Consider the following 26,090-nt stretch of genomic DNA (forward strand, 5'->3'; position numbering starts at 1 on the left):
CCTACTATTCTCTTTTTATCTTCTATCTTTTGTCAATTAATCTGGATACAGTTGTACCAGTGAATTGTATGAACTGTACTAATATGACCATAATAATAATCATATACACCATTAAATCTGTTTTAAATTGTTGGTAACCATATCGAATCGCAAAATCGCCGATCCCACCGCCTCCGACTACACCCATAATAGTTGAATAGGAAATAAAACTTATGATTGATGTCGTTAATCCTAGAACGAGTCCAGAACGAGCTTCCACATATAGAAATTTGATGATAATTCCTTTAACAGATGCTCCCATAGAGATAGCTGCTTCCAGGACACCTTTTGGTATATCCAATAAAGATTGTTCAACTAATCGCGAATAATGAGCAATTGCAATGATAGATAACGGTACAGTTGCTGCCGCAGTACCTATTGCAGTCCCAATTATTAATCTTGTGAATGGAATTAAAAATACGACTAAAAGTAAAAATGGAAAAGAGCGTATGATATTTACTACTAAATTTAATGATGAAAAGATAATCCGGTTTTCGAGAATATTGCCTTTTCTACTAAGAAATAACAATGTTCCTACCGGTAGTCCAATCAATACAGCTGCTAAAATAGAAACACCAACCATTATAAACGTTTCTACTATAGCTTGCCAAATCTCTGCTTGGTATTGAACTAATATCTCAGGCATCGTCATCACCAGCCTTAGTTAATTGTGTTACAAACCATTGTGGACTACTGTTTAGATGTTGAATTCCTGACGGTTCTACTGATAGCGTGTCGTAGCATTCTCCTTCAGCCATTACAGAGACTCGATTACATATACTCTTAATAACCTCCATCTCATGGCTAACTATAACTATGGTTACTCCAAGACGTTTATTAATATTTTCTAATACACCTAATATTTCAGCAGTTGTGTTGGGATCAAGAGATGAAGTTGGTTCGTCACATAATAAGACCTGCGGTTGGTTTGCCAATGCTCTTGCAATCGCAACACGCTGCTTTTGTCCCCCACTTAATTCCGCAGGGTATTTATCCTGTAAACTCTCCAACCCAACGAATTGAAGACACTCAACCACTCGGTTCCGAAGTTTCTGCTTTGGAAATTTTGCAATTTCTAATGGTACCGCAACATTATCATAAACCGATTTATTTGCTACGAGATTAAAGTGTTGAAAAATCATCCCAATTGATTGACGTGCATGTCGAAGTTGTTTGCTAGTCATCTCCGTTAAACATTGACCATTAACTTCTACTTCCCCGTTATCTGGGATTTCCAACAAATTCATTAATCTCAGTAATGTTGACTTCCCAGCTCCGCTTGCACCAATAATCCCATAAATCTCACCTTTATGTATTGTTAAAGATGTCGACTTTATAGCCGAAAACTGTGAAAAGCTTTTCGTTACATTTTTCAATTTAATCATAAAAAAACCCCCTTCCTACTATTTGAAAGGTGATTAGAACTTTTCTATTATAGCTTAATATGAGGGGGTTGTCATTTTCTCAGGTTTTATTACTTAGTAATTTTTCGAGTAAAAGCTTCTAAGAACTAAAAATTCACGAAAATAACAGAATATGATGCTACTCCATTCTCAAAAAGCTTTTTGTTGTCTACAATAATAATACTTGCTAGAATAATGAGTTATTAGATACCGTGAGACGGGAGTGCCTTTTTTGTGAGGAAGATTAAAAATATAGTCTTATTAGTGATCGTTTTGGGTGTGCTTTGGCATTTTTATGGAGAGACATTCAAAGAAGCAGGGATTCAAGGTGTAGTTTCAGACATCAAAACGGATGTTAATCAAATAAAAGATAACCCAAAGTTTATTAGTACTATTGAAAATATACATATAGGTATCGAACAACTGATCAGCAAGGTGGGTGGAAACAAAGAGGAAAGCAAACAACCAAACGAAACTACCCCAGATAAACCTTTATTGGAAAACCCAACTGAACAATCCTTCTCTGTACATAATATCGAGCTAGGTGATGATCGTTCAGCAGTAGAACAGGTAGTTGGATCCCCTAAAAGGTCTTCTTTAAATGAATACGGGGTTGAATGGGTAGCCTACCATGAAAACTATCATAATTTTCTTATGGTCTCCTATAATGAGCAAAATAAAGTAGTCGGATTATATACCAACCAGAACTTGATTAAATCGAAACAAGAAATTAGCTTTGAGAGTACACGAAATGATGTACTACAACAATTAAACGAACCGTTAGAATTTATCCGTAAGGGATTTGTTAACTATCAGGTCCAAAGTAATCAAGAGTACGACTTATTTCAAATCAATCAAACTTACGTTACCATCTTCTATGATAAGCATGAAAATAACACAGTGACAGCTATTCAACTTATTAGTAACGACTTGGAAAATCAAAAAAAGAAGTTTTTTGCTCCTCCTAGTGATTCTCTGAAAGAGGGGTTTGAATATCAATTGTTTGATCTTACGAATGCAGCCAGAGTGAACCATAATCTTTCTGTCCTATCCTGGGAAGATGAGGTGAGACAGACTGCTCGTGATCATAGTGACGATATGGCAGTAAATAATTATTTCGGCCATACAAACTTGGAAGGACAGTCTCCTTTTGATCGTATGACAGAGGATAATATTAGCTACAGAATGGCTGGAGAGAATTTAGCGACAGGCCAACCGAGTAGTATTTTTGCTCATGAAGGTTTGATGAACTCCCTTGGGCACCGGGAAAATATATTACAACCAGATTTTGAAATGCTTGCTGTCGGGGTTGCTTTTAACGAGGAATCTCAGCCATTTTATACTGAAAATTTCTTAACCAAATGATAATAGCAAATAGAATAATTATGTTGTTATCAGGCTATATTATTTTTCTATCCTAGTATAATTTGATATCTTTAACTTATTCCTACATATAAATACGAGGAGGATAATTATGTATCGTAATGTTAATGATTTTGTAAAAGATTGGACAAGAGCTAGTGAAGGTACAATTAAAGTACTTGAGTCTCTTACGGATGACAAATTAGGTCAATCTATTGTTGAGGGGCATAGTACCCTAGGTTGGCTAGGTTGGCATATAGCTACAGCACCTATTTATTTTGCTTCATTAGTTGGTGTAAATTTGGGTATTTCGACAGACCCAAGTGACATTCCTAGCAAAGCTAGTACTATTCTTGATACCTATAAAGAGGTTACAAAAAAATTCAAACAAGAAGTGGAAAATAATTTTACAGATGAGCAGCTATTAGAAGAAGTAGATCAACATGGAACGCTAGCGCCTCGTGGCGAAATTCTACGTACCTTGATTGATCATCAGACCCATCATCGCGGACAAATGACCGTCCTTCTTCGTCAAGCTGGTCTACCAGTTCCAGGAATTATGGGACCAACTCAAGAACAAAATTAATGAATATAAAACACGTCAGAAAACAGTATGTACAGCTTTCTGACGTGTTTTTTCTATTATTGAATCCTTCCCATCACTAGCGTATTATAGAATTCCCCATCGGAAAGAAGCTTATCATTTCGCAGTGTCCCTTCAATCTCAAAGCCATGCTGTTGATAGATTTTAATTGCTTTCTCGTTAGTCTCCAGTACACTTAACATGATTTTCTTTATTCCATTTGAATCTGCCCAATCAATTGATCGTTTTAAAAGGGTTGTACCTATCCCATAACCCCAATATTCTTTTAATACAGCAATTCCGAACTCCACTCGATGCGAATATCTCTTTAAGAGGCTTCCTTCACACCTTGAAAAGCCTACAATTTCCCCATTTATCTCTGCTATTAAGAATACATTTCGCTCAGCTACATTATCATCCGTAATGAGTTGCTTAAAGGCCGCTTCATCTAAATACTCCTCGCCTCTCACCCTGTCTAAATTCTCTGTCTCTCCATCAATTTGTAACCTTATCTGAGATAATTGTCTTGCGTCTCCTTCTGACGCGCTCCGAACCGTGTAGCATATTTGTTCACCATTATATTCTTTTGCATCCACTATCATTTTATCTTCTCCTACTATGGCTTTTTTCTCTAGTATAGCTTAATCAGCTATACTAAAATATACATAAGAAAACAGCCTACATTATTTTCAGATCAATAAATGTAGGCTGTGAAAGGCTATCTAATTATTCACTTGTTCTTGTACTGCTTTGTAACTAGTAACATTGTTCATTCTCAAAGTCTTCTCATAGAAATCGAGTAATTGTTCCGATGGTCCCGTCCAACTAAACTTCTCCGCTTCTTTTCTCGCATTTTCTTTTAATGATTGATGAAGCAATTGATTGTCTAGTTGATTAACGGCATTAATTAAGCTATCTATATTTTCATTCTCAAACAACAGACCCGTTTTCCCGTCTTCTACTTGTTCCATTGTAGGTCCACTTTTGGCTGCAATAACTGGTAGTCCCGCTGCCATAGCTTCTAAAATGACTAGTCCTAATGTTTCTGTGACAGATGGAAACACTAAAGCATCAGCTGAAGCAAATGCTTGACCTAGCTCATCCCCATGTAAGAAACCAGTAAAGACCGTATTTGTACCTTCAAACGTTTTTTCTAAATCGTCTCTAGCTGGTCCATCCCCAACAATAGCTAAACATACATCATTTCTTTTTTCTAGTAGTGGCTTCAACTTATGAATCTCTTTCTCAGCAGCCAGGCGTCCTACAAATAATAATAACTTTTTACCTGGTTGATGATGATTGGTCAAAGCCTGACGCATATCGTTGCTATATTTGTTTGGATGATATTTCTTGATATCAACTCCACGTTTCCAAAGATGAACATTGAAGAAATCTTTTTCTACTAATTCGTTTTTTACGGCCTGGGAAGTACATAAATTCACATCTGCTTTGTTATGAAGTGATCGAAAATACTTCCAACATAAAGGAATTAACGGCTTTAAATTATAGTAGTCAAAATACTTTGGTACGTGTGTATGATAGGATGCTACCAGTGGGAAACCCAGTTTTTCTGCATAATGAACACCAGCAATACCAAGAATAGCTGGGTTAACGACATGAACGAGATCTGGATCATATTTCTGTAAAATTTTCTTAACCTTCCGTTGCGGCAGTGAAAATTTCTTGTAGCGATAAAAAGGTAATGTAGTTGCCTTTACCCCTTCTACGATTGCTCCTTCGTATTCCTTCACACCAAGATCAGGTGCAATCACAACTACTTCATGATTTTGTTTACGCATATGCTTAATTGCTTCCGTTAATCTAGTAACGACCCCGTCTGTTGAAGGTAAGAATGTTTCAGTCACTATTGCAATTTTCAAAACTAAATGCTCCTTTACTATTTCCAAGAAATAGATGGTAAGACGTTCTCTTTTATTACTCTGTCCTTATACTTAATAACCGTTTCTAAAATGTTTTCAAGTACATTATCGGTTAATAAGTTTGGCTCTAAACCTAAATCACGAAGTTTCGTATTCACAGCATGATAATAATGCTCTTCTGTTTCAACGCGAGGATTTTCTAAATGCGCGATATTTGCTTGAATACCTAATTTATCAGCAACTACTTTCACCTTGTCTGCTAATTCTTGTACAGTAAAGTATTCTGTAAATTGGTTAAAGACACGGAATTCACCTTTATCTGCTGGGTTATTAGCAGCGATTTCTACACATCTCACGGTATCTTTTATGTTTAAGAATGCTCGTGTTTGTGATCCAGAACCGTAGACAGTTAAATCATGACCAATAGCTGCTTGTATTAAAAAGCGGTTTAATGCAGTACCATATACACCATCATAGTCTATACGATTATTTAAAATGGGGTCCATTTCTGTTTCATTTGTATGTAGGCCATAAACAACCCCTTGATTTAAATCTGTAGCCTTAATTCCCCACACCTTACAAGCGAACATGATGTTATGGCTATCGTGGACCTTTGAAAGATGGTAGAAAGAACCGGGTTGTTTAGGATACGGAAGTGTATCTTTTCTGCCGTTATGTTCGATCTCAATATATCCTTCTTCTATATCAATGTTGGGGGTTCCGTATTCGCCCATTGTTCCCAACTTAATTAAATGACAATCTGGTGCGTACTCCTTAATAGCATATAGAACGTTTAGGTTCCCTAACACATTGTTTGATTGAGTATAAACAGCGTGTTCACGATCAATCATGGAGTATGGAGCAGATCTTTGTTCAGCAAAATGTACGAAAGCTTCTGGTTCTGTTTGTATAAATACTTGACGAAGAAAATCGTAATGATTAAGGTCACCAACAAAGGTTTTTATTTCTTTACCTGTCAGCTCCTTCCACTTTTGTACACGTTCCTCTAAACTAGCAATAGGCGTTACAGAGTTAGAATGTAACTCCTCATCAATTTTTCTTCTAACCAAATTATCTACAATGGATACCTCGTGACCTTGTTTTGATAAATACAAGGCGGTAGGCCATCCGCAAAATCCATCTCCCCCAGCTACTACAATTCTCATATTTCCCCTCCTATGTAATTGCTATCAGAATTCACAGACCATTATAAAGTAAAATATCAACATTGAAAAATGAAACCTATTGATTATACTGAAAATTGAGGCTTATTTTACTTTTAATTAATATAAGGTCTATGAAATTTCACCTTACATAGATAGTCTATAACAGAGATTGAAGAAAGTTTCCTATTATTTGATTAAAAGCATGTGAATTTTTAGAAGGAACTTGGTGTAATCCATTTTTTATAATGGCGATATTATTGGTTGGACAGTAACTGTAATAGGTTTTATGCTTATTAATCCAAATTGCTTTTTCACCGTAAATACACAGAACTGGAGAGAGAAGCACTTGTAATCGATCCGAGCAATCATAATGCAATGTTTCTTGATAAAACTGATACCAATGGTTTACATTCGTTTTACTTATATGATTGTAAAGATCTTTACGGAATTCTTTACCTCTTGCATGACTTTTAGCGAGTATTCTAGCTAAATAGTCCGGAGATTTTTTTAACAAATACATCCCTGCAACATACATAAAGTATAAGCCAGGTGTATCAACCTTTGGATAACCACCTGACAAAATGAGTGCTTTTATTTTTGAAGGGTAAGAAATAGCGAATTCTTGTGCAATCATCCCCCCTGCTGAATAGCCACATAGAATTACTTCCCGAAAACCCTCAGCCTCGATAATAGCTTTAATCTCCTGTACATATTGATCAATGATAGGCCCATTTAGTATAGACGTAGAAGCACCATGACCACTAAAATCAGGAAATATCACACAATAGTCCTCTGCTAGCTCCCATTGATGCCGAAATACAGCTTTTCCAAGACCGGGGGGATGAATAAAAATAATTGGGGTTCCGCTACCCAATTTATCATAATATACTTTTCCATTTTCTAATTCAATATGTTCCATAGCTCCTCCTAAGTCCTATTCTTCTAACTTTTTAAGAGGTTTATTAGCTGGTCCTTCTACAACGGCTCCATCAATAGCAAACCTAGATCCGTGACATGGACAATCCCAAGTCCTATCTCCATTATTCCAATTTACTTCACATCCCATATGCGTACATGTCGTGTCTACGATATGTACTTCTCCATGCTTATCTCGATAAACACCAGCACGGTTCCCATTTAACCGGATTACCTTTGCCTCATCTTGTCCAACATCTTCAATTGTTGTTGACGTGTATTCTAATTTTCCTTTAATCAAATGTTTTGCTACTTTAGCATTATATTTGTTAAACTTCTTCAAATCGGGGTCAGCATGAAATCTACTAGGCTTATATAAATCAATGAATCGGTTGTCGGTCCCAGTGATAATATCTGTTAAAACTAAAGCCGCAACGGTACCGTTTGTCATTCCCCATTTTCTGTAACCAGTAGCAACTAAAATCTCTGGTTGATCGTCCGTAACTTGGCCAATATAAGGTACTTTATCAAGTGTGGTAAGATCTTGAGCGGACCAACGATATTTATACTCATCCATACCAAATGTCGTTTCAGCGAATTGTTCTAGTGCTTGATAGTGTTCTAAGGTAGGTTTTCCTTCGCCTGTTCGATGACCATCTCCTCCTATTAACCAGAGTTCTTCTCCATCCACAGTAGTGGACCTAATAGAGCGAGTAGGTTTTTCTGCACTAATATACATTCCACCTGGATAGGATTCTTTTGAGGTAACCCCGACAATATACGATCTGCTAGGATACATTCTTGCAAAATAATACCCCTCCCCACCGTGAAACGGAAAATGAGAAGCTTGCACAACACGCTTACAGACAATATGGTGACTATTACTCGTTAATATAATCGGATGATCACCACTATCAACGCTAGACGCCGTTGTATTTTCATATATTAACCCGTCGTTCTCTATAATCGAATCCACTAATGGCTTCAAATATTTTAATGGGTGGAATTGAGCTTGGTCGTCCATCTTAATTGCTTTTTTAATTGGAATGTTGAAAGGTATATCGTCCACAATTCCTCCCTTTATATCTAGTTTTTCATATGCTTCCATTTCCTTATCTATTTTGGAAACATACTTGTCCGAATTCGTATAAACAAATGCATCTTCAGATGACCAGTCACAAGCGATGTTTTTTTCCTCAATCGTATCTTTAATAAATTGTTTTGCTTCCATCGCAGCTTCATAGTATAATCTAGCTTTATCTTCTCCTAAATGTTGGATGAGTTCATCATATATTAATCCATGTTGTGCAGTGACCTTTGCAGTAGTGTGACCTGTTGTTCCATTCAATAGCTTACCAGCTTCGATCAAGGCAACTTTATACCCTTTCTTAGACAATAGATAAGCAGTAGTGATTCCAGTAATCCCACCGCCGACAATACCAACATCAACCGTTATATCTTCTTCCAGCTTAGGAAATGACGGAAATGAAACAGACTCTCTCCAATATGGTTCTGGTGTTTCAGGCATGTGGTAGTTATTTTCTTCGGTCATTGTGTTTCCTCCTCTAGGAATTGCAGTTATTTTCTTTATTGTTTTCAAAATAAACCTATATCATGTATTTCACACATAAAAAAAACTCCTATAATAGTGCTTTATAGGAGTTAATCAATCGTTTATTTATTTTTTCTCATCATATCGTAATACTTTACAGGTTGTTCAACCTTGATTTTAACAATCATCATCGGGTGTTTTGCCATTTCAATAGCTTGGCCTTTCTCATCCCATATGTCTGTTATTTTTTGCTTAAAATGATAAAAATTTGGACCAAAAAATTCAATTTCATCCCCGATAGAGAAGGAGTTTCTTTGTTGAATCGTAGCTATTTGTGTTGATTCGTCATAATCTAACACCAATCCAGCAAAATCGTACTTTGGTATTTTATCTGGTTTTCCAAATAATTGTGCTTGTTCCGTTGGCTCTTCATAATAAAAAGCAGTAGTCAACGATCGTTGAGCAGCCTTCCAAATTTCATCAACCCATTCTTGCTTTAATTGATAGTTCTGCGGATCTTCATAATAGGTGTCGATTATTTTGCGATACACGTTCACAACAGTCGCTACATAATGGATGCTTTTCATTCTTCCTTCAATTTTTAAGCTATCTACTCCTGATTCGATTAAGTCTGGCATATGCTCAACCATGCTCAAATCCTTAGAACTCATCGTGTACGTTTCTTCAGCAGCTTCCGTTACAGCAACCGCCCCATCTAATCCATCTTCAAATAAATCATATTTCCAACGGCAGGATTGGGCACATCCCCCTCGATTGGCGTCACGTGCTGTCATATGGTTAGATAGGACACACCTACCAGAGTAGGAAATACACATTGCACCATGGACAAATGTTTCTAGCTCAATATCGACTTTTTCTTTTATCTCTTTTATTTCTTCCATCGAAACTTCCCGCGCAAGTACTACTCGAGGTATTCCTTCCTCTTTCCAAAATTGTACCGTACGCCAGTTAACGATAGAGGCCTGTGTGCTAATATGAACTTCCAAATTTGGAGCTGCTTCACGACAAGCTTGTACTAATGCAGGATCTGCTACTATAACTGCAGCTATTCCTATCTCATAAAGGTTTTTGAAGTATTCCTTCGCACCTTCTAAGTTCTCATTATGTGCGATGATATTTGCTGCTACATATACCTTGGCACCATATTTATTGGCAAACTCTACTCCTTCTCTCATATCTTCGAAAGAAAAGTTTCCCGCTTTAGACCGTAAACCAAATTGTTTTCCACCAATGTAGACAGCATCTGCCCCATAATGGATAGCAAATTTTAATTTTTCTAAGTTGCCTGCAGGTGCTAGTAATTCTGGTTTCTTATTCAATTTTCTCTCCACCCCAATTTAATAAATCTGTTCTTTATAATAAAATCCTGTATCAAGTTTTCTTTCATCAGGCTGTATTTGGATAATCTGATGTTTCCACGTTTCTGTTAATTGATTAAATTTATCTTGATCACTAATCCATGTATCTATCGCAGTACGATACAAAGAGACTATTTTTTCTTGATAATCTCTAGACTTATACATACCATTGATCCTTACACAATCTATTTCAGCTAGGAAGATATCCTGTAGGAATTCCATCATACACAAGTCTTCATTACTCATTATATGTGTTCCGTTACAGTCTTCGAAAATCGGATAGTGGCTATCTGCTTCTTTAAATTGTTTTAAATGAAGTTGTTTTCCATCCACCCCAGAACTATCTCCAATATAATTATAATAGTTCGATACTAATTTACGTTTCGATTGAAAAATACAAGTCATCCCATGAACTTGGATTTCAACTGGTATTGATAACTTATTTTTTATCTCCTTTATCGCCTCTATCGATAATTCATTCGATAGAACAGCACGCGATATCCCCTTACTGTGCCAATAGTTTAGGGTTTCATAATTAGTTGACAAGGTTTCTGGATTCCAGTGTATAGATAGGTTCAAATCCATTTCGTTTAAAATAGGAAAAATCGAAGGGTCCCCACATATAATCCCATCTACCTGGAGCTTGTCTAATTCCTGCAAATAAGCTGGTAGTGTTTCTAATCTCTCATTATGAAAAATAGCATTGGTTAGTACATATAGTTTTTTATTAGAGGCATGTAGGAATTGGACAGCCTCTTTTATATCAAATAAGGAAAAATCTCCTGCTACACGCAATCCATAGTGCTGATGTCCAACCGTTAAGGCATCTGCACCTATATTTGCTAATTGTTTTAATTCTTCCATGTCCCTTGCTGTTGTTATTAATTCTGGACGATAAGATGTATCCATGTTTTCACCTCAAAAATGTACAGTCTACCTGTCATTATGATGAAATTAATGAATTAAGTCAGTGATTTATATCACAATTAGGATAATAGTAAGTATAGAAAGGTTCTACAATGAATGTACATGTTTACATTCTTGCAGTTTAGGTTAAAAGACTTACGAGACATAAATGAGGTGATGAAATGAAAAAACGTGTACATTTATTTGTTAGTGGTAGAGTGCAATCTGTAGGGTTTCGTGCAATGACACAGCAGTTAGCTAGTACATTAAATATAAAAGGATGGGTTAAAAATTTATCAAACGGTGATGTAGAAGTTGAGGCAGAGGGAACTACGGAAAATCTCGAAAAATTTATAGCAAGTATAAAACAAGGTCCCTCTCGTTTTATAAAGGTGTCAAACATTGATATGACAACTTACAACGACATAGTTGGGTATACATCCTTTAAGATAAAGTATTAGATATATATAATATTGAACACAGGCTTAGTTTTTCTTTTATATCCTTTACGATTTACATGAAAAAAGCCGCTATAGATTTATAGCGGCTTTCTAATACTGGTCCTAAGACAATTAATTTTCTTGAAAGAATTTACGGTTTAATGCGATATATTCATGCTCATTGTCAGGCACTTCATCTTCCATGTAGATTGCTTCTACAGGACAAACTGCTTCACAAGCACCACAATCGATGCAAATATCAGGATCTATATAGAACATATCTTTTCCTTCTTCTATACAATCTACAGGACAAACTTCTACGCATTCGCCTGCTTTTTCTACTTTACAAGGTGATGTAATTACAAACGCCAAGTTTAACTCCTCCTTTATTAAACTAACTATAAGTTATGATAGTAACATGTAAAAAGTACATCAATTAACATTATAGACTATAAATTCCATTTGTTAAAAGGGTTTTTTGTGAAATCTTTTATATTATATGTTGTTTTCTCTTTTATAAAAGTCAAAAATCCACATCAGTTAACTTTATGGGCCCTTCTTTCATACAATAGGTTGTAACTGAAAATATAGGAGGGGTTTTATGCAGGTTACAGTTCGGCAGGGGGACTCTTTATGGTTCTATAATCAGCTATTTCAAGTTCCAATTCAATTATTGATTGATTCTAATCGTGGTATTAATCAAGATCAACTAATGGTTGGACAGCGCATTCATATTCCCGGTTTTGTTCTTTCTGATTACAAAATTAAACGTGGTGATACATTTTGGTCCATCGCTAGGAGAAATAATTTGCAACCTGATGCTCTTACTTTAGCAAACCCTACTGTTAACCCTCAAACCTTGCAGGTAGGGCAATCAATTAATTTACCTACACGGGTAACTTGGCGTGTTGTAAACGGGAAAGAGAAATACGACTATAATAAGCTTCGTGAAGATATTCGTGAACTAATCGCTATCTATCCTTTTATTATCCAGGAATCAGTAGGTAATTCAGTTATGGGGAAACGGATTGATGAATTAAGAATTGGAAATGGGAGTAAACGGGTTCATGTAAATGGGTCTTTCCATGCGAATGAATGGATTACGACTCCGATTATAATGAAATTTTTAAATGATTACCTATTAGGTCTAACGAACAGTGGATCTATGGCCAATATTGATTTAAATCAATTATATCAAAGTACCATGCTTTCATCTGTTCCAATGGTGAATCCAGACGGAGTGAATTTAGTTTTAAATGGACCACCACAAGCGGAACCATATCGTAGTAATGTATTAGAGATTAATAATGGAAGTACGGATTTCTCCAATTGGAAAGCAAACATTCGAGGAGTCGATCTGAATAATCAATTCCCCGCAAGATGGGAAATTGAAAAAGAAAGAAAAGAACAGGAACCAGCTCCCCGTGATTATCCTGGACCTTACCCTTTATCTGAACCAGAAGCACAAGCAATGGCTGATTTAACTTATCAGAGGGACTTTTACAGTGTGAATGCTTTTCATACTCAAGGTCGAGTCATTTATTGGGGGTTTGAAAATCAAGAACCACCACTTGCTGAAGCAATTGTTCGTGAATATGCAAATGTAAGTGGATACCAACCAATTAAATCTGTTGATAGCTACGCAGGATATAAAGATTGGTTTATCCAGGAATGGGAGCGTCCTGGTTATACTATTGAATTAGGAAGTGGAAATAACCCGTTACCACTTAGTCAATTCAATGAAATTTATCGTGCAGCACGCCCCATTTTGCTCGCATCTTTATATATGTAACCATTTTTTAAAACGGTAGCCTTGAAAAAGGTTACCGTTCACTATTCCATAATCTTTCTACTACATATTCCCCACCGATTCTTTGTGCTAGGAAAAGATCAGGATTTGTGAACTCCTTCCAATGACTAAAACCAAAATCAGCCTGAAATTCTTTTAATAAAATGGCAAGTAGGTTTCCATGTGTAACAATGATTATATTTTCACTGCTGTCATCATGTTTTACTTCATTCACCACTTGAATAGATCTAGACAAAGCATCATTGGAAGATTCTCCTCCTGGAAGAGCAAAATCAAAGTCTGAGAAAGACTGTTCCAAAACGTCCATCCAATCATCTATTGGTTCTTGACTCAATACCCTTTCATGTAGTCTCTGATCCACTTGTATAGTTAGATTAGCTCTTTCTGCAAAAGGTTTAATACTTTCAATTGCACGAAGATAGGGACTAGTTATAATTCGATCAAAAGTGTAACTTGATTGTTCAAGGAAATTGGCTAGCTTCATAGCTTGCCTGACGCCGTCTTTTGTTAACGGGGAATCCTTGTGCTGTCCTTCTGCATTACAATGTCGAACCAAAAATAGTCTTTTCACTACATCATCTCCTAGAAAAGGGTTATCTTCATTATTATGGAAAATGAGATAGAAGACAAGGTAAACTTTTACATTATCTCTATTTACCTCCATCATTCTCTCCCCTTTTGATGAAAATATTCTTAAAATTCATTAAAGATAATTTTATCTATTTTACTTATAAGGAATACAGAATCAGAAAACATTGATAAACCGTTCACTTGAGATAAAACAGACAGGACCTCCTAAAGGCCCTGTCTGTTTTATCTCAAGAATACTATTTAAATCGAGGGTTTTTCCGCAGCGTTGGTATTGCACTCAATGGATGTTAACCTGCAAAGTCTATAATATAAGAAAAACAACAATAGTTGTAAAAGTGCATAAAAAAACTAGGTCTATTCCTAGTTTTAAACTTCTTCAAAATATTCCTTTTTAAACCCTGCAATACGTTCTGTATTATCGATAATGAAATAAAATTCTTCTGTTTCATTTTTAACGTCATAGACTTTACCTGCAGTTAGTACAGAGTCTACTACGAATTTTTTAGCGTTTGTACGAACACATTTTATTTTTTTAATTGTTTGGTTGTCTTCCCATGTTTTATGAATCATTGTAAATCTCCTTTGTGTCTTTTACTGTATGATACTATCATAACGATTATTTTTAACTTTGCAAACTTAATTGAGCAATTAAATCCAAATGAAGTTTACATAATATTATTATGATTTACTTGTGTTTTTTTCTCTTATCAATTTCGGTAATAGGGTTTTCAATAATAACGGCAAGACTACAACGATCGTTAACATTCGTATCATTTGTAAAGATCCTACAACAGATGGATCCCCTTTCACGGAATGGGCAGTTAAAGCCATCTCTATCAATCCTCCTGGTGCAAAGCTAAGTATTGCAGTAGCTAGGTCCATGTTGGTGTGCAAACTAAACAGGTATCCAAATCCGAAAGAAATACCAATTAATAAAACGGTTAATCCTAAATAATAAACACAATATTTCCCTGCTTTAATTAAATCTCTGATTGAGATGGTTGTACCTAAGTGTATCCCAATCGTTAACTGGGCAAACAGATATAGTGCTTCTGGTAAATGATAAAGTTCTATGGAGTTTATTTGAAAAAAAGCAACCAACAGCATAGGAACAATTACTAAAGAAGCAGGCACTTTATGTTCGACTAACAGGGCGATTATAAAAAATAAAAAAAGAAGTAAAATAGTCCATAACGGTCCTTGTACTGTGGTCGTCGTATCGATATAGTTTGTCACTCCATCATTTCCTGAAAATAAATGCGTTACAACAAAGGGGACTAAAAATAAGACAGACATTAACCGAATCGTATGAAAAATGGCTACAAGTGCAGTATTTCCTTTTAAAGAATCACTTAATGCAACAATAACAGACAGTCCACCTGGTACACTACCCAACATACTAGTTGTTGGATCGATCGGAATCCATTTGGTTAGCCAATATGCATTTACAAGGCTAATGGTGATCAGAAGTAGGGTAAGTATGGTGTACGGAATAAAATAAGGGAGAACCTGATCAATGGTTGTAGCAGTAAATGTTGCACCAATCTGAATCCCTGTAATGGTAAAGCTTACCTTTCTCAGTGGACTTGATGATTCAGCATCAACGGGTGATAAACTTTTCATAAGTAGTATTGACAATAATGGACCTAAGATCCATGGTAAGGGCAAATGTAAATAGACGAATAGACTTGCGCCGATCAACCCTACTACGTAAGTGAATAATACCCTAGATAAATAGCCTGTCTTCATATACTTCCTTCTCCCTACATAAGTTACTCCTATATTTTAGCAAAAAAACAACTGATACCTAAACAATTAGGCACCAGTTGTGTTTCATTCTATTTATTTAAACAAGTTCAAATACTCTCCATACCCTTCTTCTTCCATCTTATCAGTTGGAACGAAGCGCATTGCAGCTGAATTCATACAATACCTTAAACCGCCGCGGTCAACAGGACCATCTTCAAATACATGACCTAGGTGGGAGTCAGCCTCATTACTACGAATCTCTATTCTTCTCATTCCGTGAGTCGTATCCATTTTCTCCGATAAAGCCTTTCGATCAATCGGCTTTGTAAAACTAGGCCAACCACAACCCGCATCATACTTATCACGAGAAGAGAACAAAGGTTCGCCGCTGACAACATCAACATAAATACCTTCTTCTGTTGTATCATAATATTCATTTTGAAATGGTCTTTCTGTTCCGTTTTCCTGAGTTACGTGATATTGAATAGGAGTTAGCTTCTCTTTTAATTCTTCTTTATCAATTTTCTTGGACCAATTTTCCTTTATAAAATCAGCTCTACCTGATCCTTTCTTATATAAGCGATAATGAAAAGGTTGTTTTTTATAATAATCCTGATGTTTCTCTTCAGCAACATAAAACGGTTTAGCAGGTAGTATTTGTGTAACGATTGGTTTTGAGAACTTACCACTTTCTTGGAGTGACTGTTTCGATTGTTCGGCTAATTCCTTTTGTTGTTGATTATGATAAAAGATTGCCGTTTGATACGATTCTCCTCGATCATTAAACTGCCCACCAGGATCAGTCGGGTCAATTTGCGACCAAAATAATTCTAGAAGTTTTTCATATGGGAAAATGTTTGGATTAAAAGTGATTTGAACCGCTTCTACATGCCCAGTTGTATTAGAACATACTTCCTCATACGTCGGGTTTTCTATTTCTCCTCCTGTATATCCTGATATAACTTGAACGATACCAGGCCTTTCATCAAATGGTTCTACCATACACCAAAAGCATCCACCTGCAAATGTGGCTAATTCTTGATTTTCATTAAGCACTGAACACGCCTCCTAGGATGTCTATATATCTTTTCCTCCCATTTTTAACTTAATGAATGAAAAAATCAAGTAGTGTGCATTCGATTAGACAAAAAGCTTTGGACGAGATGTTCCTTGTAAAGTTTTCTCTTTATTTTCAGAGCGTTTCGATTTTTGTTTTTTATACGATTCTGCATCAATATCTATTTTATTTATACTTTCCTTCGTCACGTTCACCTTAGCTTTCTTTTCTTCCTCCTCATTCTCCATACTTTCTGGTTCCACTTCTACATTTTCATCGTCTTCATTTTCATCATCATCCTCTGCTTCATTAAACGCTTTAAGCATTCGAACCATCGTTGGAATATTTTTAACCATTGGACCGTATTCCCGGATTAGCGGTGTTGCAGATTGTGCCATTTTCATCACTTGCTGTATATTTCCAAGCTTACTTGTTAATCCACCACCACTTGTAGCAGCGTTTGCAATCCCAGTTACCCCTTGACCTGCACCGGAAGGTTTAATAAATTTCTGAAGCATTCCTTTGATTCCACCACTGCTAGTTCTTGATGCTGCTTGTTGTCCCATTTGTCCTAATTGCCCCATCTGCCTCATAGGAGACGGGCCATGTGATCCCATTCCACGTCCGATTTGACCCATTGGACCTCGATTGCCCATTTGTGTAAATGGAGACCGTCCTTGAGGTGGCTTAAACATATGAATCCCTCTCTTCTTCTTTTACTGTTACTACTAATGTACGTTTATAACAGAAAACGGTGTAGGCACCTAGAAAAATTTATTAAAATAAAAGATTAGGGTAAGTCTGTTAATCTCATATAGAATAAGATGACAAAGAAAAGAACAAACAAAGAGTGTTTCGCAAACAAAATAATGTAAGTTATTATAATGAATTGGAGGGAATCTGGTCAGTGTTAGGAGTTGATCGAAATATTCCTGTCAGATTTTTCACTATCGAAAAAAAGAGATGACCAATGGGTCATCTCTTTCACAATGTTCTATTATTCAGCTATTATATCAGCTGTAATAATTAATCCAATTGTACCACTCAAAATTATTCCAAATAATACGGCACCAAGCATAATATCCCTCTTTTCAAAATCAGTATAATCTTGAAAACTATTATGCTTTTATTATATCCTATAAAAAGTTAACTTGAGTGGTCATAGTTATGACGATTTTATGAAAACACTTCTCTTTTAAAACCATTAAACGTGACACCAAAGTATTTCCCGGGCAAGCGCACTAAATTACGTAAAACGCTATCAAACCACATAGAATATGTCGTTAATTGACGTTATACAAAGAGATCAGTTGATATTTGCAAACTGTTGTATTATCTTTCCACGTAAGTTCGACAATTTCACCACTTCCGATTTGGTCAGATACATCATTTCTTCTTAACTCAATTGTTTCATTCAAAGGAAATAACTTATAGCCATCAAAAGTGATTTCAAATAGATTATCCTGACCTTTAATTCGCTTCTCCTTGCCGTAGGTGATAAGTTTCCATTCGATTGCCATAGGCATGGACATAAAGAACCCTCCATCTATACCTTTTTACTTCATTATAACTTATAAAACGATTGTATGCTTTATAAATAACATTAAATAGTAAAAGTATTTTGTGGAGTATTGCCTTTGATATTTCCACAAAAATCATTTAATTGAAATGGAAAATCAATTTCATATTTAGATAAAATTGTGGCATTCTTATTAAAAGCTTGTTCATATCCAGAAAGATTGTCGGTGGTTTGAACAGATTGTTCTAGAATTGTAGTAATTGTCTGTACAGCCGCCGTGACCTCCATAATCTCCGTTAAATCTAGATCCTCCAGGTTAGGTACATGCATCAGATTAAATCTCTTTAACTCTTGTATGTACTCTTTTGTAAAAAAATACGGAAAGATAGAATCATATAGCTTTTCAATCAGCTCTTTTACATAGTATTGTTGTTCGGGTGTAGATGCAGTTACAACTTTCATAAATTTGCCTCCTATATTAAGCAACGAATTAGGCTAAAAAGAAGAGCCCTTATCTTAGGACAAGGGACTAATCTTATTTCCTATACTATACCATGTATTTACGTCTAAATTTAGGAGTAATTATTGGCAAAACTGTTAGAAAGTAAATGTCGCATGTGATCCCTGAGGGGTCGTGCTGATCTGTAATTTTGCATGAATCTCTTCTTTCAATTGAGGTACGTGAGAAATAATCCCTAGTATCCTATTACTTTGCTGCAAACCCTTTAAACAATCGATAGCTTGTTCCAAGGAAAGTTCATCTAGGGTTCCAAATCCTTCATCAATAAATAAGGTTTCTAATTGAACCCCACCAGCGTGTGCTTGGACAACATCAGCCATTCCTAGTGCTAAACTTAGAGCAGCTTTGAAGCCTTCCCCTCCAGACAGTGTTTTAACAGAGCGCTGCTGTCCAGTATGATGATCAATAACTTCTAAGTCTAATCCACTTTGGGCACCTCGTTTGGCAACTTGATCACTACGAATAAGCTGGTATCGATGTTCGGTTAATTGATCCATGCGAATGTTTGCTTGCAATAAAATTTCGTCTAAAAAGGATGATAAGACATACCTTTCAAATGACAACTTTAAGTGATTTTCTCCTCTAGCCAAGTCGGCTAACTCACCAATGTCATAGTACTGTTTGGTGAGACTTTGGTTTTTTTCATGCAAATCGTCAAGCGATTGTTTAATCTGTTCGTATTGTTCCATTTGAATAGATAATTGTTGAATAATTTGACTTGTATGATCTACTTTATTCTCTTGTTCGGTTAGCTTCTCATTTAACATAGTTAGATTCGGTATTTCTTTATTTTCTAACTGTTCCTGCAAAGTTACGATTCTATCGTGATTAGATTGTTTTCTTTTTTCAAATTCATTAATTGCCTCTGCAATTTCCTTTTGTTCTGGTTCAGATCGCTTTGCAGATTGATATGAATCGACGGATGTGAATTCATTTTCCTGCACTTTTTGCTGATAAAGCGCTTGTTGCTCTTCATAACGACCTTTTAAATCCACTAAGAAGGTCTGTAATTGTTCCAGTATAACCGTTGCTTGTTGCAATTCGGAGCTGACTTGCTGATATTTTTCTTGAATTAACTCCCATCTCTTTACCCACTCTTGGAATGTGGTTTCCAATTTCGTTATTTGCTGCTGTACACTTGTTGGCGTACTATTCTTGTCTGAGATATCTTGTTCAAGACTTTCTAATTGGGTTTTAATTCGTATGTGCTCTTCACTTACCTTTTCACTATCTAGTTGCATCTTTTCTAATTGTTCTGTTTTCTCTTTTTTACTTGTTTGTAGCACTTGACGTTGCTTTTCAGCTTGTTCAATCCAGTTTATTTGTTGGTTAATTATATCCCGTTCCTGTTCTAGACTCTTTCTAGTTTCGATTGATTTTTTTATATAAGCACTAATGGATTCCATCTCTAATTCCAATTGATCATCTTGTAATTCTGTATATAGCTTCTCTACTACTTGACGCTGTGCTTGTCCATTAGATTTTATCTGAATGTAGTTTTCCTGACTCTGCTCTAGTTGTTTTTCAATGGTAGCTAGCTCTTTTTGTAAAGCATTGATTCTATCCTCTGAAATAGACTCGCTACTTTTGTTTGCTTTATTTGGATGTTCCGTAGAACCACAAACCGGACAAGTTTCACCATCATGTAAATGTTGCGCTAAATAATAGGCTTGGTTTTCACGTTGCTCTTGTTCTAACTTTTGAATGGTCTCACGCTTATCTGTAACCTGTTTTTGAATAGATTGATAGTATTGATTAACCTTTTGAAATTCATTTCTTAACTTATCAAGCTCTGTAAATTCTTTTTTCAATCTTTCTAGATTTGTTAGCTTTTCTTGTCTATCTTTCAGCTTAGCTTCCATCTCATAAAATGCTTTTGTCCACTTCGTTTGATCATTTACTTGCTTTTCTAATTCCTCAATTTCTTTTGTGTAGTTCTCTACTTCTTGTTTTACCTGCTTCATCGTTTGTTGTGTTGTGTTTAGCTTTTTAGTAACAAGCTGATGTTTGTCTTTTAATTGGTAATAGCTTGTAAGTTTTTCTAACTGTTGTTTTTCAGATTGAATCGTTTCTTTTAGCTGTTCACGTTCTTTCTCTTTTGCTAATTCCAGTTCATAGGAATGCTTCACTTCTTCATATTGCTTTTGGAGTCTAGCTACTCTTTCTTTTTGCTCAGTGAGCTTCTGTGTTTGCTCCTGCCACTCTTTTTTTCGATTATTCGCTTGGTCTTCAAACGGAATAATAATACCAGCTCTTTGCGCAAGTTCTAAAACGCGTTTCTTCTCTATCACTTGTGGTAATTGCTGTTCTAACACTTCTTTTGTTTTATTTAATTGAGCAAACTCTTCAAATTTATCTGCAAGTTGCTTTTGTTCAAAAAGTGTTTCCTGTATTTTTTTGAGTGATTCTTTTTCAACTTTTAATTGATGATTCCATTTGGTACTCTCTTCTTTTCCTACTTGTATTTCCGTATTTAAATTACTTAATATCTCATCTGTAGTTGCATCTTCAATCGTCTCTACATCAACATGTTTCCAAGATATTTTCTCTACTTCCTGCGTTATTTTCCACTCGTTTTGCTCAATCCATTGTTTGAGTTCTTTCGATTGTTTTTTCAATTCATCTGTTATTCTTTGATAAAAATGTGTACGGAAAATTTTTTGAAGGATTTCTTCACGTTCTTTACTATTTTCGGATATTAGACGACGAAATTCCCCTTGAGGAATCATGATCATTTTGCGAAACTGCTCATAATCAAGTCCAAGCATTTCCTCTAAAGATTCATTGACATCTTTTATTTTGGCTGAGATTAAGTTGAGCCCATTATTCCCATCCATTTCATAGAGCTCTGCACGAGCAGGGTCTTCCGTATATCCTTCTCCACGTTCTTTGCGCTTTTGCTGTTTAGGATATCGATTAACTTGATAAATTTTGCCCTTTAGAGAGAATATAAAACTGATTTCGGTAGTTTGATCTATATTGGCAAAATGGCTTCTTAATGAATCCTGATCACGATCACTACCACTTGCACGACCATATAATGCATAACATATAGCATCGAATATCGTTGTTTTTCCTGCGCCGGTAGGACCAGTTATCAAAAAAATCGATTCGTCGCCAAGCTCGTTGAAATTGATAACCTGTTTATCACGATACGGTCCAAAGGCAGTCATTTCTAACGTTATAGCACGCACTTTATTTCCCCCTCTCTTGCTCTACTAATTGTTGTATAACCTTGGCCATGTGAGACTTTCTTTGATCTGTTATTAGATCCCCTTTCATTTCTTCATAAAAGGATTCAAACAATTGAATATGTGACATTTGCTGCTTTTCTTTAATTCTATTTAAATCATTTAATTTCATTTTAGATGAAAGTACTTTCCGTTCTAAGCGTAATATATTGGGGAACTTTTTACGTAATTTCCCCATCGGATCCACTAATTGGCCATCATCTAGTAAGCTTATATGCAAGTAATCTTCTGTCCGTTGCACATACTTCTCGTCTAAAAGGTCAGCAAAATAACCTTCAATCACACGCATATCTCTCCTTGGCTTAAGGGGAATAAACTCCATATGACATTGACCCGTTTCATCTATTTCTAGAATAGTCACAGATTTTTTATGATTTGCTTCCGAAAAAGAGTACTTTAATATGGACCCACTATAGCGAATCGTATCCCTTGTTACCCGTTGTGGCTGATGTAAATGACCTAACGCGACGTAATTAAATAGATGGAATAAGTTTGCATCGACGTATGGACTTCCACCGATCATGGATAAGCGTTCTTCTGATTCTGATTCCATTCCACCTGCTATAAAAGCATGTCCAACCAAGATATGTCTTTCATCCATATCATTGTGTTGTTCAATGTGATTTATAATAGCCTTCATTGCAACTTGGTGCGATTGGATCGTTTCATCCTCAAAAAATTGACGAGCATCAGCAGGTTCCATGTAGGGTATTAAATGAAAATGTACAGGACCCGCATGATCATACAATGTAATTGGTTCTAGGTTGTTTTTTAATTTTGTTTCTATATATAATTGTTTTGCCTTAAATAATTGTGTTCCAAATTCTAATCGATCCGGGCTATCATGATTACCTGAAATAGAAAGGATTGGGATTTCAAAGTCCGTAATTATTTTGGTAAGTACATGATTTAATAGTTCAACGGCTTCCTTTGGTGGGATTGATCTATCGTATAAATCTCCTGCTATAATAATGACATCAGGTTTCTCATCTTTTATGATAGTAATTAATTCTTCTAATACATAGGCCTGATCTTCTGTCATATGAACGCTATTTACGATTTTTCCTAAGTGCCAATCTGCTGTGTGCATTATTTTCACGATAATCCTCCCCTTCACTACTATTCTACACGTTTTTTGTCATGTTTTGTTACTATATGTTTTCGAAAATTAATACCAATTAGTAGTAGGCTGCCATGCCAGAACATTTTCTACTAGAAAGCTTCGACGTTGATTCCGGAGATAACAATACCCAAAAAATTGCTTTTTCGTAATACCCTGCACTTTTACACGCCTTTTGGTTAATTCTCCATCAGATGAACAATAAATAATTTCAATTGTTTTGTTAGCATAACGATTCACTTGTTCTATAGTCATAACATACAGCCTCCTTTTCTACATTATATACAAACATATGTTCCTTATCCATTGATTTAGAACATTTGTTCGTTTATAATTTAATAATTACTGATAGCACCAATTGAAAAGGAGGAAGCTAAATGGTTAATGACCGTGGTTCTATAAAGTGGACATCTTTAATGCTACCAGAGCATGTAGAGATGCTAAAAAACTTGTGGAAAGAAGATAAAAAGACAAAAAAACCACTGTTAGATGAACAGCAGTTAGAAGAAATGAATCGTGTTATGCAAGAAGCCAATTCTTATCAAACATCTATTTGCATCACCTTTTATAATAGGGGTTTTTATGAAGAGGTAACTGGAACGATTGTTCGTTTAGATAACACTGTAGTTAAAATAAAAACAACAGAGATAGCTGAGACTATTTATTTGAAGGATATTATTAATGTACGTTAATTTATCGTAATATAATATAAATATCCAAGAAATCATTTCAAGGCTCTTTTTGTAAAAAAAGCTAAGCCCACAAACGTCCGGACTTAGCTTTCATTCACAAGATAATCCTCCCAAAGTCTATCAAATACTTGAACAGCTTCGGTGAATGGGATATTCCATTCTAAATATCTACTTATTTCATCATATGAGGTGGAATGCTTCGGGAAATCATGATCACGAAAAATCCAATCCGCTAGCCTACTTTCCTCTGTAGGTTTTTTCATCCCCCGGTACCTCATCACGTAATGATAAAACGAACGCATTTACATGCTCCTTCCTAGTCTTCCTTCTCACTCGTAAACATATCGTGCTTTTCTTGTTTTTTTCTGTATACTATCCTAGATAATACAATACTAATCTCATATAGGATAATTAGTGGAACAGCAACAACAAGCTGTAAGACAAAATCAGGTGGAGATAAAATTGTACCAAGTACCACCAATACAAAATATGCGTACTTACGAGTTTTTCGTAAAAACGATGGATTAACAATTCCCAAACTAGTCAAAAACATCATGACAATTGGAATTTCAAAAAAGAAAGCAAATGGAATAGTAACGCGAAATATAAATTTAAAATAATTTTCAACCGTAAACATCGTATTAAATGTACCGTCATTTAAAGAAAGTAAAAACGGTAAAATAAATCCTACAAAGATATAATAGCCAAAGATTAAACCGGCTATAAATAATATAAATATTGCTGGTATGTAAGATAACGACACTCTTCGTTCCTTTGGTGTTAAACCCGGTTTCACAAATAACCAGATTTGAAGACATAAAAATGGAATGGTACCTATTGCTGCCACAAGAAATGCCATCGTAAAATAAATCCAAATAATTTCACCTGGGGCTATTAAGCTTAAGGTAACATCTATATCCTTTAAAAAGAAGTTTTCAATTTCACCAACAAAAATAAAGCCAATTGCAAAAAAGATAATAAATACGATTGCCGTCCAAATTAAACGTTTTCTTAATTCTGAAAAATGATCCAAATAGTTCATTTCTTTATTGGGAACATGATTATCTTGAGACATATATTGCTTCCTCTCCTAATAACACTGGGTAATACCTAACATAAGAAAACCAGAAAAGAAGATGTAAGGTAATATATCTCCTTACACCTTCCTATTGATTATTACTATAGTCTTACTTATTTGAATTTTTATCCTCATCGTCACTCATAATGTCCTTTGTTGCCTTTTTAAATTCTCTTAATGAACTTCCAACCGCTTTCCCTATATCTGGAAGTTTAGACGGTCCAAAAACAACAAGGGCTATAATTAGGATTAGAATTAAACCAGGGAATCCAATATTACCCAAACCCATCCCACATCACTCCATTAATTTTAATTAGAGCTTTTTTCAGAATTTTGCTGATTACTTAGTTTTTCATCGTCTTCTTCTGACAGCTCGCGTGCGGATTTTTTAAATTCACGTAATGTTTCGCCAGTTGCTTTTCCAATTTCCGGTAACTTTTTTGGTCCGAAAACAACTAATGCAATAACAAGGATAAGTATTAATCCCGGAATGCCAATCATTGACATAAGGTCACCTCAATTATAAAAGAATTACTTAACTTACTCCCTATCTTAACACTTTTTAGACGATTGTCCTAGCAGAAAATAATTACTTCCTATCATATTGAATGAAATAATAATCATAGGGATTTTTTTCGTCCTTTTGTCCTTTTTCTTTTTTAGTGATATTCCACTCTTCTTCCTCGAATTCAGGAAAGAATGTATCACCGGGAAAGGCTTCTTCTATAAGGGTTATATACATTCGATTAGCATAAGGTAAAACTTGGTTAAAGATATTACCTCCACCAATCACGAAGTACTCTATTTCAGGATTTTGCTTCTCCCACTCTATGATCGTATCAATGGAATGAATAACATCACATCCAGGTTGTTTATAAGAAGTATCCCTTGTCATAATCACATTTCTCCGATTAGGTAACGGTCTACCCATGGAATCAAAGGTCTTCCTTCCCATGATAATAACATTAGAGGTGGTTAATTCTTTAAAAAATTTGAGATCATTCGGTAATTTCCATGGTAAATCATTTTTATACCCGATCACTCTATTTTGATCCATAGCTAATAGTAAAGATATCAT

At 35.5% G+C, this 26,090-nt stretch carries 30 protein-coding genes; 5 read left to right on the plus strand and 25 right to left on the minus strand.

What is annotated here, in order from left to right; translation table 11 throughout:
- Positions 1-22: 22 nt before the first annotated feature.
- Together H7K77_RS10125 and H7K77_RS10130 are read right to left on the minus strand one after the other, a co-directional pair.
- A complete protein-coding gene (locus H7K77_RS10125) occupies positions 23-685 on the minus strand; it encodes a methionine ABC transporter permease (protein ID WP_186577723.1) in 663 nt (220 codons plus the stop codon).
- On the minus strand, positions 678-1,424 hold the full coding sequence (locus H7K77_RS10130; RefSeq protein ID WP_186577724.1) for a methionine ABC transporter ATP-binding protein: 747 nt from the start codon (positions 1,422-1,424) through the stop codon (positions 678-680). Before H7K77_RS10130 ends, H7K77_RS10125 begins: the two co-directional genes overlap by 8 nt.
- Positions 1,425-1,676: 252 nt before the next feature.
- Here H7K77_RS10130 and H7K77_RS10135 point away from each other — a divergent pair, with 252 nt between their 5' ends.
- Positions 1,677-2,807 carry a CAP domain-containing protein gene (locus H7K77_RS10135; RefSeq protein ID WP_186577725.1) on the plus strand — a complete coding sequence of 377 codons (1,131 nt, stop codon included), beginning with the start codon at positions 1,677-1,679 and terminating at the stop codon, positions 2,805-2,807.
- A gap of 109 nt (positions 2,808-2,916) precedes the next feature.
- Entirely contained in the window at positions 2,917-3,390 is a 474-nt protein-coding gene (locus H7K77_RS10140) for a DinB family protein (protein WP_186577726.1), read from the plus strand.
- Positions 3,391-3,446: 56 nt separating this feature from the next.
- On the opposite strand, the gene H7K77_RS10145 is transcribed toward H7K77_RS10140, so the two are convergent.
- The 7 genes from H7K77_RS10145 to H7K77_RS10175 form a co-directional block, all read right to left on the minus strand.
- Positions 3,447-3,989, minus strand: a complete 543-nt coding sequence (locus H7K77_RS10145) for a GNAT family N-acetyltransferase (protein WP_186577727.1) — start codon at positions 3,987-3,989, stop codon at positions 3,447-3,449.
- A gap of 120 nt (positions 3,990-4,109) precedes the next feature.
- The gene (locus H7K77_RS10150; RefSeq protein WP_186577728.1) at positions 4,110-5,267 is read right to left on the minus strand and encodes a glycosyltransferase family 4 protein; all 1,158 of its coding nucleotides are present in this window, start codon (positions 5,265-5,267) and stop codon (positions 4,110-4,112) included.
- Positions 5,268-5,284: 17 nt separating this feature from the next.
- Complete coding sequence (locus H7K77_RS10155) at positions 5,285-6,433, minus strand: NAD-dependent epimerase/dehydratase family protein (RefSeq protein ID WP_186577729.1); 1,149 nt, start codon at positions 6,431-6,433, stop codon at positions 5,285-5,287.
- A 157-nt stretch (positions 6,434-6,590) separates the two neighbouring features.
- Positions 6,591-7,352: an alpha/beta fold hydrolase gene (locus H7K77_RS10160; protein ID WP_186577730.1), complete on the minus strand. Its 762-nt coding sequence runs from the start codon at positions 7,350-7,352 to the stop codon at positions 6,591-6,593.
- Positions 7,353-7,367: 15 nt separating this feature from the next.
- On the minus strand, positions 7,368-8,900 hold the full coding sequence (locus H7K77_RS10165) for an FAD-dependent oxidoreductase (protein ID WP_186577731.1): 1,533 nt from the start codon (positions 8,898-8,900) through the stop codon (positions 7,368-7,370).
- Positions 8,901-9,022: 122 nt separating this feature from the next.
- Positions 9,023-10,240, minus strand: a complete 1,218-nt coding sequence (locus tag H7K77_RS10170) for a peptidase U32 family protein (RefSeq protein ID WP_222599314.1) — start codon at positions 10,238-10,240, stop codon at positions 9,023-9,025.
- 18 nt (positions 10,241-10,258) lie between these two features.
- Positions 10,259-11,188 (minus strand): peptidase U32 family protein, encoded by a 930-nt coding sequence (locus H7K77_RS10175; RefSeq protein WP_186577733.1) that lies wholly within the window; start codon positions 11,186-11,188, stop codon positions 10,259-10,261.
- 179 nt (positions 11,189-11,367) lie between these two features.
- On the opposite strand from H7K77_RS10175, the gene H7K77_RS10180 reads away from it, so the two are divergent.
- Positions 11,368-11,646, plus strand: a complete 279-nt coding sequence (locus H7K77_RS10180; RefSeq protein ID WP_186577734.1) for an acylphosphatase — start codon at positions 11,368-11,370, stop codon at positions 11,644-11,646.
- A 111-nt stretch (positions 11,647-11,757) separates the two neighbouring features.
- Here the strand turns inward: H7K77_RS10180 and H7K77_RS10185 are convergent, their stop codons facing one another.
- Positions 11,758-11,997, minus strand: a complete 240-nt coding sequence (locus H7K77_RS10185; RefSeq protein ID WP_186577735.1) for an indolepyruvate ferredoxin oxidoreductase subunit alpha — start codon at positions 11,995-11,997, stop codon at positions 11,758-11,760.
- Positions 11,998-12,226: 229 nt separating this feature from the next.
- Between H7K77_RS10185 and H7K77_RS10190 the strand changes: the two genes are divergently transcribed.
- Complete coding sequence (locus H7K77_RS10190; RefSeq protein ID WP_186577736.1) at positions 12,227-13,417, plus strand: M14 family metallopeptidase; 1,191 nt, start codon at positions 12,227-12,229, stop codon at positions 13,415-13,417.
- Positions 13,418-13,448: 31 nt separating this feature from the next.
- On the opposite strand, the gene H7K77_RS10195 is transcribed toward H7K77_RS10190, so the two are convergent.
- The 10 genes from H7K77_RS10195 to H7K77_RS10240 all read right to left on the minus strand — a co-directional run bounded on the left by H7K77_RS10195 (position 13,449) and on the right by H7K77_RS10240 (position 23,497).
- On the minus strand, positions 13,449-14,099 hold the full coding sequence (locus tag H7K77_RS10195) for a histidine phosphatase family protein (RefSeq protein WP_222599315.1): 651 nt from the start codon (positions 14,097-14,099) through the stop codon (positions 13,449-13,451).
- A 293-nt stretch (positions 14,100-14,392) separates the two neighbouring features.
- The gene (locus H7K77_RS10200) at positions 14,393-14,596 is read right to left on the minus strand and encodes a DUF6501 family protein (RefSeq protein WP_186577737.1); all 204 of its coding nucleotides are present in this window, start codon (positions 14,594-14,596) and stop codon (positions 14,393-14,395) included.
- A gap of 108 nt (positions 14,597-14,704) precedes the next feature.
- A complete protein-coding gene (locus H7K77_RS10205) occupies positions 14,705-15,775 on the minus strand; it encodes an AbrB family transcriptional regulator (RefSeq protein ID WP_186577738.1) in 1,071 nt (356 codons plus the stop codon).
- A 93-nt stretch (positions 15,776-15,868) separates the two neighbouring features.
- On the minus strand, positions 15,869-16,831 hold the full coding sequence (gene msrA, locus H7K77_RS10210; protein ID WP_186577739.1) for a peptide-methionine (S)-S-oxide reductase MsrA: 963 nt from the start codon (positions 16,829-16,831) through the stop codon (positions 15,869-15,871).
- An 84-nt stretch (positions 16,832-16,915) separates the two neighbouring features.
- Positions 16,916-17,527, minus strand: coding sequence for a VrrA/YqfQ family protein (gene vrrA / locus H7K77_RS10215; protein ID WP_186577740.1), 612 nt, complete (start codon positions 17,525-17,527; stop codon positions 16,916-16,918).
- A gap of 588 nt (positions 17,528-18,115) precedes the next feature.
- The gene (locus tag H7K77_RS10220; RefSeq protein ID WP_186577741.1) at positions 18,116-18,364 is read right to left on the minus strand and encodes a DUF2584 family protein; all 249 of its coding nucleotides are present in this window, start codon (positions 18,362-18,364) and stop codon (positions 18,116-18,118) included.
- A gap of 71 nt (positions 18,365-18,435) precedes the next feature.
- The gene (locus H7K77_RS10225) at positions 18,436-18,813 is read right to left on the minus strand and encodes a DUF5365 family protein (protein WP_186577742.1); all 378 of its coding nucleotides are present in this window, start codon (positions 18,811-18,813) and stop codon (positions 18,436-18,438) included.
- A 135-nt stretch (positions 18,814-18,948) separates the two neighbouring features.
- The gene (locus H7K77_RS10230) at positions 18,949-22,065 is read right to left on the minus strand and encodes an AAA family ATPase (RefSeq protein WP_186577743.1); all 3,117 of its coding nucleotides are present in this window, start codon (positions 22,063-22,065) and stop codon (positions 18,949-18,951) included.
- Position 22,066: 1 nt separating this feature from the next.
- Positions 22,067-23,212 (minus strand): exonuclease SbcCD subunit D, encoded by a 1,146-nt coding sequence (locus tag H7K77_RS10235; RefSeq protein WP_222599321.1) that lies wholly within the window; start codon positions 23,210-23,212, stop codon positions 22,067-22,069.
- A 78-nt stretch (positions 23,213-23,290) separates the two neighbouring features.
- Positions 23,291-23,497 (minus strand): hypothetical protein, encoded by a 207-nt coding sequence (locus H7K77_RS10240; protein WP_186577745.1) that lies wholly within the window; start codon positions 23,495-23,497, stop codon positions 23,291-23,293.
- 122 nt (positions 23,498-23,619) lie between these two features.
- Here H7K77_RS10240 and H7K77_RS10245 point away from each other — a divergent pair, with 122 nt between their 5' ends.
- The gene (locus tag H7K77_RS10245; protein WP_186577746.1) at positions 23,620-23,934 is read left to right on the plus strand and encodes a YolD-like family protein; all 315 of its coding nucleotides are present in this window, start codon (positions 23,620-23,622) and stop codon (positions 23,932-23,934) included.
- 83 nt (positions 23,935-24,017) lie between these two features.
- On the opposite strand, the gene H7K77_RS10250 is transcribed toward H7K77_RS10245, so the two are convergent.
- The 5 genes from H7K77_RS10250 to H7K77_RS10270 all read right to left on the minus strand — a co-directional run bounded on the left by H7K77_RS10250 (position 24,018) and on the right by H7K77_RS10270 (position 26,090).
- Positions 24,018-24,236, minus strand: coding sequence for a YozE family protein (locus H7K77_RS10250; protein WP_186577747.1), 219 nt, complete (start codon positions 24,234-24,236; stop codon positions 24,018-24,020).
- A 14-nt stretch (positions 24,237-24,250) separates the two neighbouring features.
- A complete protein-coding gene (tatC, locus tag H7K77_RS10255) occupies positions 24,251-25,009 on the minus strand; it encodes a twin-arginine translocase subunit TatC (RefSeq protein WP_186577748.1) in 759 nt (252 codons plus the stop codon).
- 112 nt (positions 25,010-25,121) lie between these two features.
- Positions 25,122-25,301, minus strand: a complete 180-nt coding sequence (gene tatA, locus H7K77_RS10260) for a twin-arginine translocase TatA/TatE family subunit (protein ID WP_186577749.1) — start codon at positions 25,299-25,301, stop codon at positions 25,122-25,124.
- Positions 25,302-25,321: 20 nt separating this feature from the next.
- Positions 25,322-25,519 carry a twin-arginine translocase TatA/TatE family subunit gene (locus H7K77_RS10265; protein ID WP_328701089.1) on the minus strand — a complete coding sequence of 66 codons (198 nt, stop codon included), beginning with the start codon at positions 25,517-25,519 and terminating at the stop codon, positions 25,322-25,324.
- Between the two features lie 82 nt (positions 25,520-25,601).
- Positions 25,602-26,090 carry a dihydrofolate reductase gene (locus tag H7K77_RS10270; RefSeq protein WP_186577750.1) on the minus strand — a complete coding sequence of 163 codons (489 nt, stop codon included), beginning with the start codon at positions 26,088-26,090 and terminating at the stop codon, positions 25,602-25,604.

Source organism: Aquibacillus kalidii, assembly GCF_014280935.1.
Lineage (GTDB): Bacteria > Bacillota > Bacilli > Bacillales > Amphibacillaceae > Aquibacillus_D > Aquibacillus_D kalidii.